Genomic DNA, 1991 nt, shown 5'->3' on the forward strand with positions numbered 1-1991 from the left:
CGAGTCCGGCCCGGCGCACCCGGCGCAGCGCGCGCTGGTGAAGCCGCGCCTCGCGACGGCGCAGGGTCTGGGCGAGGCTGCGCTTCACCGTGCGGCGCATCCCGTCGGGCAGCGTGGTGGCCGCGGCGACGCGCAGCGGGTCGGGTACGAATCGCTTGTAGACCTGAACCGCTGAGTTCATGGACGTCGGATCGGACACGTCATGAACTCCGCTTCATCTTTCGTAAGGGCTTGGGGTGGGGAAGTAGGCGTTGAGGAATCCGTCAAGCAGTTCCTGCTGGGCCTCGATGTCCTCCGGTGTGGAGAAGGCGTCGTTGAGACAGAAGGAGTCCTTGTCCCTTCCGTCCAGCAGGCGTTGGAGCCGGTCGGCCAGGTCGGGCACCGAGAGCTGGAGGTAGGTGAAGGGCATCGAGCCCGGCTGTCCCCTGCCGGTGAGGGCGGCGTAGTAGAGGACGAAGGACGAGGTCGGCGAGATGTCCGTCATCGCGCGGAACCTGCTGGCCGAGGTACGCGCCCACGCCTCGGGGAAGTCCCGTTCCGCCTCCTCCATCGCCGAGCGGCGCAGGGGGTACGGGATGTGTTCCATGGGCTGCGTGATCACCCTGCCGAAACGTTCCTTCAGCAGCGCGCGGTTGTTTTTGCAGGCCGCGTCGACCGGGCTGTCCGTGGGGACGACCGGACCCTGCGGGATGCGGTTGCGCGAGGGGAAGTAGCGGGCGACGCCGGTCGGGGTGTAGAAGGCGTGCGGCGCCACCGGGCGGCCCATGAACATGTCGTCGTTGAAGTACAGGAAGTGCTCGGCCAGGCCCTCGATGCGGTGCAGCTGGCTTTCGATGGCGTGCGAGTTGAACACCGGCAGATCGGTCTGGTCGCGGAAGATCTCGCGGTGGGTGGCGATCCTGAGTCCCGGCACATCCGCCAGGTCGTCCCGCAGCCAGGCGGGAGTCTGGTCGTCGGTGACCACGTAGACATTGCGCACCCAAGGCGCGAACAGGTGCAACGACCGCACCGAGTACCGCAGTTCGTCCCGGCTGATGAAGCGGGCGTCGCTCGCCGACTCGGCGTGGTAGACCTCACCCTTGGCCGTGGCCTTGCGCTCCTGCCACGCCGGGTCGTTGCCGTCCACCCAGGTGTAGACCGCGTCCACCGGGAAGTCGATGTCGTCGGCGCAGGGGACGAGGAACTCGGGCCGGGTCAGCAGCGGGGGCGCCTGGTCGGCCGGAGTCCAGTCGGAGACGTACCGGCTGAACAGCCGGGCCGCGCCGCGGACTCCGGGGCCGTCGGCCCGCACGCTCCAGGCGACGCGGTTGGCGCGCGGAGCCACCAGGTGGTCGCCCTCGCGCTTCCAGAACTCGATGGCGCAGCCGTACTCGTGACCCAGCACCAGGTGCCGGTCCGGGTCGGCGCGGGTCCAGCTCACCTGGAGGACCCGGGCGCCCGGCACCTCGCGCCAGGCGGCGGCCTCCCGCGTGGAGAGCGGCTTGGCGGGGCGGGGCGCGTCGGGGTCGATCACGGTCAGCAGGCCCGGGAACTGCCCGAGGCCGCGCCGGAGTACGTCCAGCACCCGGGGCCGCGCGTCCTCGGCGACGGCGACGACGGTGCCGTGGTCGTCGTCGCCCCGGACGGCGAAGTGGTCGACGCCGACCGTGGAGAGCAGCCGGGACAGGGCCGCGCGGTTGGCCTCGCGGGCCGCGAGCGGGGTGATCCGCTGGATGACGTAGACGTCGTCGGGTGCGGTGGCGGCCGGCTCACCGGTCGCGGCCGCCCCGGCGGCGCGTGCGGCGCGCTCCAGAAGGGCCGTCGGCGCGGCGGCGTGTTCGGATACCGCCGTCACGCCACTCTCCCCCTGTTGGATCATAGGACTGAACCGATGATGCTTTAAGCTTCACGCTCTTTGCGAATCATCACCGCATGTTCACATCACTGTCAAATGAACGGATCGTCAGGCAAACGCGCTGGAAGTCCGGGGCCTCAAGTGAAGTCCTGGTGAA

General features: G+C 69.8%; 1 protein-coding gene and 1 pseudogene. Both read right to left on the reverse strand.

Features of this window, described 5'->3' with window-relative positions; all coding sequences use genetic code 11:
• Positions 1 to 199: pseudogene (locus GT030_RS28830) on the reverse strand (sugar phosphotransferase); the annotation flags it as partial.
• A 15-nt stretch (positions 200 to 214) separates the two neighbouring features.
• Positions 215 to 1714: a stealth family protein gene (locus GT030_RS28835; protein ID WP_346009763.1), complete on the reverse strand. Its 1500-nt coding sequence runs from the start codon at positions 1712 to 1714 to the stop codon at positions 215 to 217.
• Positions 1715 to 1991: the final 277 nt, after the last annotated feature.

It is taken from the genome of Streptomyces sp. SID1328 (assembly GCF_009865595.1).
Taxonomy (GTDB): domain Bacteria; phylum Actinomycetota; class Actinomycetes; order Streptomycetales; family Streptomycetaceae; genus Streptomyces; species Streptomyces griseoluteus.